The sequence below is a fragment of the Asanoa iriomotensis genome (genome assembly GCF_016862515.1).
In the GTDB taxonomy this organism is placed as follows: domain Bacteria; phylum Actinomycetota; class Actinomycetes; order Mycobacteriales; family Micromonosporaceae; genus Asanoa; species Asanoa iriomotensis.
This window is the reverse complement of record NZ_BONC01000138.1, coordinates 1-7,514: the sequence shown is the minus strand read 5'-3', so window position 1 is coordinate 7,514 and position 7,514 is coordinate 1. Positions and strand designations below refer to the sequence as shown.

Annotated in this window: 6 protein-coding genes and 1 other RNA gene; 6 read left to right on the top strand and 1 reads right to left on the bottom strand. The window is 70.1% G+C overall.

The features are described from left to right. The first annotated feature begins 177 nt into the window (after nucleotides 1-177). The 4 genes from Air01nite_RS40060 to Air01nite_RS40045 all read left to right on the top strand — a co-directional run bounded on the left by Air01nite_RS40060 (nucleotide 178) and on the right by Air01nite_RS40045 (nucleotide 5,024). The gene (locus Air01nite_RS40060) at nucleotides 178-1,503 is read left to right on the top strand and encodes a glycoside hydrolase family 18 protein (RefSeq protein WP_203708657.1); all 1,326 of its coding nucleotides are present in this window, start codon (nucleotides 178-180) and stop codon (nucleotides 1,501-1,503) included. Between the two features lie 126 nt (nucleotides 1,504-1,629). Beyond that, a complete protein-coding gene (locus tag Air01nite_RS40055; protein WP_203708655.1) occupies nucleotides 1,630-1,887 on the top strand; it encodes a DUF3311 domain-containing protein in 258 nt (85 codons plus the stop codon). 5 nt (nucleotides 1,888-1,892) lie between these two features. After that, nucleotides 1,893-3,566 carry a monocarboxylate uptake permease MctP gene (gene mctP / locus Air01nite_RS40050; RefSeq protein WP_203708658.1) on the top strand — a complete coding sequence of 558 codons (1,674 nt, stop codon included), beginning with the start codon at nucleotides 1,893-1,895 and terminating at the stop codon, nucleotides 3,564-3,566. Between the two features lie 51 nt (nucleotides 3,567-3,617). After that, nucleotides 3,618-5,024, top strand: a complete 1,407-nt coding sequence (locus tag Air01nite_RS40045) for an MFS transporter (RefSeq protein ID WP_308440012.1) — start codon at nucleotides 3,618-3,620, stop codon at nucleotides 5,022-5,024. A gap of 481 nt (nucleotides 5,025-5,505) precedes the next feature. Here the strand turns inward: Air01nite_RS40045 and Air01nite_RS40040 are convergent, their stop codons facing one another. Beyond that, the gene (locus tag Air01nite_RS40040; RefSeq protein ID WP_203708651.1) at nucleotides 5,506-6,270 is read right to left on the bottom strand and encodes a sulfite exporter TauE/SafE family protein; all 765 of its coding nucleotides are present in this window, start codon (nucleotides 6,268-6,270) and stop codon (nucleotides 5,506-5,508) included. Nucleotides 6,271-6,313: 43 nt separating this feature from the next. On the opposite strand from Air01nite_RS40040, the gene rnpB reads away from it, so the two are divergent. Together rnpB and Air01nite_RS40030 are read left to right on the top strand one after the other, a co-directional pair. Continuing rightward, nucleotides 6,314-6,720, top strand: an RNA gene (gene rnpB, locus Air01nite_RS40035) — RNase P RNA component class A. Nucleotides 6,721-7,289: 569 nt separating this feature from the next. Next, the coding region (locus Air01nite_RS40030) for a hypothetical protein (RefSeq protein ID WP_203708649.1) at nucleotides 7,290-7,514 on the top strand (225 nt) is incomplete at its 3' end.

The window sequence follows — 7,514 nt, the reverse complement described above, 5'->3', positions numbered from 1 at the left end:
CCGGCTCAGCCGAACGGGCCGATCCGGCAGCCCTTCGCGGATCAGGCGCTGGCTCTCCGAACGGGCGTCGTACGCCATCAGCGCACCATATCTTGACGCACAACGGATCGACGGCCTACGTTTTGCGGACTGCAACAGGAAAGAAGCCTTACTGTTTCTTCCCGGACAGGAGTCCAGATGCGCAGATTCGCCGCCATGGCGGCCGTAGCAACGCTCCTCGTCACCGCCGTCGGCGCGGCGCCGGCCGCCGCGACCGAACGTAAGGGTCAGAGCTTCCGCCAGGTCGGCTACTTCACGCAATGGGGCATCTACGGCCGGGCCTTCCCGGTCAAGAAGCTCGACACCTCCGGTGCCGCCGCGCGGTTGACGCACCTCAACTACGCGTTCGGCAACGTCAGTCCCGACGGCAGGTGCTATGTGGACGGTGCGGCGCCCGAGGGTGACCCGTGGGCCGACTACCAGCGGACCGTGCCGGCCGAGGAGAGCGTCGACGGCGTCGGCGACAACTGGGGCGAGCCGCTCAACGGCAACTTCGGGCAGCTGCAGAAACTGAAGGTCAAGTACCCGAAGCTCAAGGTGCTGATCTCGCTCGGCGGCTGGTCCTGGTCGACGCACTTCTCCGACGCGGCGCTCACCGACGCGTCCCGCAAGGCCTTCGTGAGCTCCTGCATCGACCTCTACCTCAAGGGCAACCTGCCCAACCCCGACGGCAGCGCGGGCGGGCCGGGCACCCTGCACGGCGTGTTCGACGGCATCGACCTCGACTGGGAGTGGCCGGGAGCGCCCGGCGACGTCGACACGGTCTACCGGCCCGAGGACAAGCAGAACTTCACGGCACTGGTGGCGGAGTTCCGCAAGCAGCTCGACGCCTACGGCAAGACCCAGAAGAAGCACTTCGAGCTCAGCGCCTTCCTCCCGGCGAACCCCACGAACATCGACGCCGGGTACGAGGTCACCAAGGTCATGAAGAACCTGGACTTCGCGACCGTCCAGGGGTACGACTTCCACGGCACCTGGGAGGCGACCGCCAATCAGCAGTCGGCGCTGCGCATCCCGGCCGGCGCACCCGGGCCCTCGTTCTCGATCGAGAACACCATCCGGGCCTGGCGGGACCGCGGCGCGCCGCGGGACAAGCTCGTCGTCGGCATCCCGTACTACGGCCGCGGCTGGACCGGCGTGACCGGTGGGCGCAACGGCCTGTTCGGCACCTCGACCGGCGGCGCCGCGCCGGCGACCTGGGAGCCGGGCTCCGAGGACTACAAGGTCCTCAAGACCAAGATCGGCACGGACGGGTACCGCGTCTACCGCGACCTGCGGGCGGGCACGGCCTGGCTCTACAACGGCACGACCTTCTGGACGTACGACGACCCGGCGGTCCTGCTGCAGAAGGCGCTGTGGATCCGCGGCGAGCGGCTCGGCGGCGCGATGGTCTGGTCGCTGGACGGCGACGACGACAACGCGACCCTGACGAAGACCCTGCATCTGGGCTTGTGGACGCCCTGATCAGGTGCGCCGTTCGGCGCATTTGAGTAGCCGTTCAGCGCGTCGGCTCCGTTGAACGGCGATTAATGTCACACCGGACAGTTAACCTCCGGCCGTCAAAAGAACCATGACGGCCGGAGGTTTGTCATGAGTGATCCAGAAGTGCGCGCCGAGAGCGCGCCCGCGGTGGCTCCCGCGACCGCCCGCGCTCGCGCGAAGGACAAGAGCCCGTGGAACTGGCTGCTGTTCGTGCCGATCGTCATCCCGCTGCTCACGCCGCTGTTCAACCATGACTCGCCGCGGCTGTTCGGCTTTCCGACGTTCTACTGGCTGCAGCTGCTGTTCATCGCCCTCGGCGTCTCGACGACCACGGTCGTCTACCAGATGACCAAGAAGCGGGGGTGAGCACGATGGGCGACCACGTCACCGAGATCGTCATCTTCACGCTGCTGTTCCTGCTGGTCAGCGGCATGGGCTTCGTCGCCGCGCGGTGGCGCGCCCCCAACGACATGGCCCACCTCGACGAGTGGGGCCTGGGCGGGCGCAGCTTCGGCGGCTGGATCACCTGGTTCCTGGTCGGCGGCGACCTCTACACCGCGTACACCTTCGTCGCGGTCCCCGCCCTGCTCTTCGGCGCGGGCGCGGCCGGGTTCTTCGCCGTCCCGTACACGATCATCATCTATCCCCTGGTCTTCCTGGTCCTGGTGCGGCTCTGGTCGGTCTCGCACCGGCACGGTTTCGTGACGCCGGCCGACTTCGTGCGGTCGCGGTTCCAGTCGCCGACCCTCGCGCTGCTGATCGCGATCACCGGCATCGTGGCGACGATGCCCTACATCGCCCTGCAGCTCGTCGGCATCGAGGCCGTGCTCAAGACGATGGGCGTGACCGGCGACAGCGCGCTCGCCCGGCACCTGCCGATCATCATCGCGTTCGCGATCCTGGCGGCCTACACCTACCAGTCCGGGCTGCGGGCGCCGGCGCTGATCGCGTTCGTCAAGGACACGCTGATCTACATCGTGATCCTGGTGGCGATCATTTACCTGCCGTACAAGCTGGGTGGTTGGGGCAAGATCTTCGACGCGGCCGACGCGAAGTTCGACGCCTCACCGAACCCCAACGACGGCATCCTGCTCAACGCGGGCAACCAGTGGCAATACATCACGCTCGCGCTCGGCTCGGCGCTCGCGCTGTTCCTCTACCCGCACAGCCTCACGGGCGTGCTGGCCAGCCGCAGCCGCGACGTGATCAAGCGCAACATGTCGGCGCTGCCGGCCTACAGCCTGCTGCTCGGCCTGATCGCGCTGCTGGGCTTCATGGCCATCGCGGCCGGCGTCACGCCGCTGCCGGGCGCCAAGGAGGGCTCGGTCGACAGCAACACGGTGGTGCCGCTGCTCTTCGACCAGCAGTTCCCGTCGTGGTTCACGGGCATCGCGTTCGCCGCGATCGGCATCGGCGCCCTTGTCCCGGCCGCGATCATGTCGATCGCCGCGGCCAACCTGTTCACCCGCAACATCTACAAGGAATACCTGAAGCGCGACGCGACACCGGCCCAGGAGGCCAACGTCTCCAAGATCACGTCGCTGGTGGTCAAGGTCGGCGCGGTCGCCTGCATCGTCTTCCTCGACCCGCAGTTCTCGATCGACCTGCAACTCATCGGCGGCGTGATCATCCTGCAGACGCTGCCGGCGGTCGCGCTGGGCATCTACACCCGCTGGTTCCACCGCGGCGGCCTGATCGCCGGCTGGGCGGCGGGCATGCTGCTCGGCTTCTGGATGCTGTGGCAGATCCCCAACGCCGCGACAGGCCGCGCCCACTTCGGCGGCTCGGCGTTCGCTCTGGACAAGTTCGGCTTCACCGATTCCAAGACCACGGTGTACGTGGGCCTGGTCGCGGTGGCCGTCAACCTGTTGGTGGCGGCGCTGGTCACGCTGGCACTGCGCGCGGGCAAGGTGCCGGACGGCGGCGACGACACGCAGCCGGACGACTACTTCGCCGACGAGGGCGACGCGCGGGCCTCGGTGCCGGCCCAACCCACGAGCACGGACCCGGACCTCGACCCCGCACCGTCCCCGAAGACCGCATGACGCCGGCGGCGCCTCCTCGTCGTCGGCGAGGAGGCGCCACCGTTGGCTCAGGTGCCGCCACGACCCACCCTGCGCGGCGTGCTCGTTCTTCGCGCTCTCCGTGCTGCGCCCGGGGCGGCGCTGATCATTCTGCTGCTATCGTCGCGGCCATGTTCCTCTCTCGTGCGTAGGCCGACGCCCGCCGCACCTTCGCGTGCGCGCCCTGGCGTCCCTACTCACCACGGCGTCCCTCAGCGACGCCGGCATCCCGAGGAACAGATCACCATTTCCTACCGTGCTGTGCTGCGGACTCCGCATGCCCTTCGTACCTTCGTCGCGGCCCTGGTCGGCCGCCTTTCCTACGGTGTCGTGTTTGTCTCGCTCACGGTCGCGCTCACCCTCGCGACCGGCTCCTATGCCCTGGCCGGCGGCGCGATCGCGCTGTTCGGGCTCGGCACCGTCCTCGTGGCGCCGCTGCGGGCCGGGCTGGTCGACCGCTTCGGGCCACGGCGGGTGCTGCCGCTGCTGGCCGGCGCCTATGCCGGCCTGTTGGCGGCGCTGGCCGTCACCACCTGGCGCCCGGGCACGCCGGGTGGGGTCCTGCTCGTCCTGACGGCGCTCGCGGGTGCGTGCGCGCCGCCGCTCGGTCCGGTGATGCGGGCCATGTGGAGCCACCTGCTGCCCGACGACGCCGGGCGGCAGCGGGCCTTCGCCCTCGACACCGTCGCCGAGGAGTTGCTGTTCGTGACCGGGCCATTGGTGGCCGGCCTGTGCATCGCGGCCGGCGCGCCCGCGGCCGGCGTCGCGCTGGCTGCGGTGCTCGTGCTCACGGGCACGCTGGCGATGGTCTCCTCGCCGGTCGCCCGGGCCTGGCCGCGTCGGGCGGCCGGACCCGTCGCCGCGGTGCGGATCAACCGGGCGCGCCTTGAGCCGGTGCTCGTGGCCTGCGGTGTCGGCATCGGGTTGGGGGCGCTGGGCCTGCTGATCGTCGCGTTCGCGACGAACCGCGACCAGACCGCCGCCGTGGCCTGGGTCGAGGCGGCGTTGGCGGCCGGGAGCGCGGTCGGCGGCATCGCGTACGGGGCGCGCGCCTGGACCACGTCGCAGCGCAGCCAGTTGGCGGTGCTGGCCGTCTCGCTGGCCGCCGTCCTCGCGGTGGCCGGGTTGGCGCCGGGGATCGCCGCGCTGGCCGCCGCCGCGGCGCTGGCCGGCCTGTTCGTCGCGCCCACCTTGACGATCACCTACCTGTTGGCGGACCGGTCGGTGCCTTCGGAGGCCCGTACCCGGGCAGGCACCTGGGTCAACACGGCCTTCAACGCCGGCTCGTCGGGCGGCAGCGCGGCCGTCGGCCTGCTGATCAGCCGGGCGCCGCTGGCGGTCTGCTTTGCCGCAGCGGCCGCACCGGTGGTGCTATCGGCGACGGTGATCCTGGCGTCACGACCGCAGCCCGTCTTTGCCGGCGAGCGGGCCGGCGCCTAAGGGCGTGTCCTGCCGATCAACGCGGGCCGCGCCGGGGTCGCAGCGGGTGGCTCGGGATCGCCGGGGTGCCGGTGATCCGGGCCGCTGCCCGCCGCTCGCCCCGGGAGGTCATCGAGGCCGAGATGCGCCGCGTCGGGGTCGGCCACCAGGTCGAGGACGGCGGATGTCGCCCCCACCATGTCGGGGGCGGGGCTCGACGCAGGTCGCGTTGGTCGGCAGGACGGTCCCCGCGCCGTGGTCCACGCGGTCCGAGGCCGGCGTGGATCAACCCGATGCCAGTGCCGCCACCAGCATGTCTGGGTCTGGGCGGCTGGACCCGACGCTCGTCGCATCAATCGCCAGAACAGGGCCACGCGGACAAGGGCCGCCCGTCCAGGTGAAGGAGGGATCAACCCGATGCCAGCGCCAAAGCCGCCACCACCGTGTCTGGGCTCCAGGGGCCGGGCGCCCCCGACGCAGGCCGCGGACCGGGGCCGTGCGGTCAGATGAAGGCGTGGATCAGTAGGTAGATGCCGATGCCGGTGCCGAAGACGACGATGACCGCCTTGAGGACCTTGCTGGGGAGGCGGCGGGCGAGGCGGGCGCCGACGTAGCCGCCGACCAGCGCGGCCGGTGCCAGCACCGCCACGGTCGCCCAGTTGACCGGTCCGAAGAGCGCGAACACGACCACCGTGGTCAGCCCGACGGTCGCGGACAGCACGTTCTTCACGGCGGTGACTCGAGCGAGGTTCTCGTCGAGGACGAGCGCCAGCCCGGCGACGAACAGCACGCCGAGCGCGGCACCGAAATATCCACCGTAGACACTGCCGACGCCGACGATGCCGTACAACATCGCTTGTTGTCGGGTTCGGCTGATCCGCGCCGGGTGCCCGACCACGCGGCGGAGCTGGTCCTGGAAGGCCAGCACCGCGGTCGCGCCGAGCACCAGGAACGGCACCACCTTGTCGAAGGCCGACTCGGGAGTGATCAGCAGCAGCACACACCCGGCGACCGCGCCGACGACGGCCGTGGGCAGGAGCAGGTACGTCCGGCGTTCCTGGCCACGCAGCTCCTTGCGACTCCCGTACACGGCGGCGAAGTAGCCCGGACACACGGCGACGCTGTTGCTGACGTTGGCCGGCACGGCCGCGAGCCCGACCCCGAGCAGCGCGGGAAACGTGATGAGCGACCCCCCGCCGGCGATCGCGTTCATGAACCCGGCCGCCAAACCGGCGGCGAGCAGCAGAACGGCATGCAGGAGATCCATCGGAGGGCAGCCTAACGGCACCGGTAGGATAGGGCCTGACGGGCGAGTCGGCTGGGCGGTCGCGTCGGCGGCCTGTGAGGGCCGTCGCCGAGGAACGTCCGGACTCCGCAGGGCAGGGTGGTTGTTAACGGCAACCCGGGGTGACCCGCGGGAAAGTGCCACAGAAAACAAACCGCCAGGCGTACGCGCCTGGTAAGGGTGAAACGGCGGGGTAAGAGCCCACCAGCGCACCGGGCGACCGGAGCGGCTTGGTAAACCCCACCCGGAGCAAGGCCAAAAGGGTCGTCCGACCGACAGGATGGACAACCTGCGCAGGCGTTCGAGGGCTGCCCGCCCGAGCCTGCGGGTAGGCCGCTCGAGCCTGCCGGCAACGGCAGGCCTAGATGGATGGCCGCCACCGCCGCCTTCGGGCGACGGACACAGAATCCGGCGTACAGGCCGACTCGCCCGTCGTTCTCCTGGTAGCTGCCCTGCTCACCCTGCCTGAGCTGCTGTTTCGAACGGCGGTACTGGTCGACGTTGGTCGATGTTGGGTGGCCTTTGACGGCCCGGTGACGGCCCAGACGGCCCACAGACGGCCCAGCGGAGATCGTTTAGAGCGGTGTGTTGGCTGGCTTTTGACCTTCGCGTTGGTGGCGGTTGTGGGGGTTGGTGGGCCATCCCGTCGCGCAGGCTTCGTCCGGCCGGATCGCGCCTCGGTGGTGAAGGTGGAGCGCCCCACCGGACGAACGACCTTCGCCACCGAGGCGCGATCTGGCTGCCTGTGGTGTGCGACGGGCGCATCTGATCTGCCGGCCATCCCAGAGCCGCCGAGGGTCCAGGGGCGAGTAGCCCCGGCCGCCGGAGGCCACCTCCGGGTCGTAGGGCCGGAGGCCCTACCCGCCAGAGGCAAGGTTTGGGAAGAGCGAGGGTCGCATAGGACCGTGCCAACTCGATGCGGACAGACGATCGGCGTTCATCGGATTAGCGTCGATGTTCGTGGGACAGTGCCGCGAACGGGGCGGTCTATCCTGGTGGCCGTGGAGGAACCGGGCGGATCGGAACCGAGCGAGCAGGCGACCGAAGGCATCCGGAAGATGGCCGACGAGCTCATGGCGACCCAGGTCGCTGGTCTCGGCGACGCGTGGGAGAGCCCGCTGCGCGACCTCGTCAAGGCTTCCGTGTGGGAGAGCCCGATGCATGACGCGCTTATGGCGACCCAGGTCGCTGGTCTCGGCGACGCGTGGGAGAGCCCGCTGCGCGAC

What these genes read in the sequence shown, in the direction of transcription:
- Air01nite_RS40060 (WP_203708657.1), top strand. Translation starts at nt 178, where the DNA reads ATGCGCAGATTCGCCGCCATGGCGGCCGTAGCAACGCTCCTCGTCACC.
- Air01nite_RS40055 (WP_203708655.1), top strand. Translation starts at nt 1,630, where the DNA reads ATGAGTGATCCAGAAGTGCGCGCCGAGAGCGCGCCCGCGGTGGCTCCC.
- mctP (WP_203708658.1), top strand. Translation starts at nt 1,893, where the DNA reads ATGGGCGACCACGTCACCGAGATCGTCATCTTCACGCTGCTGTTCCTG.
- Air01nite_RS40040 (WP_203708651.1), bottom strand. Translation starts at nt 6,270, where the DNA reads ATGGATCTCCTGCATGCCGTTCTGCTGCTCGCCGCCGGTTTGGCGGCC.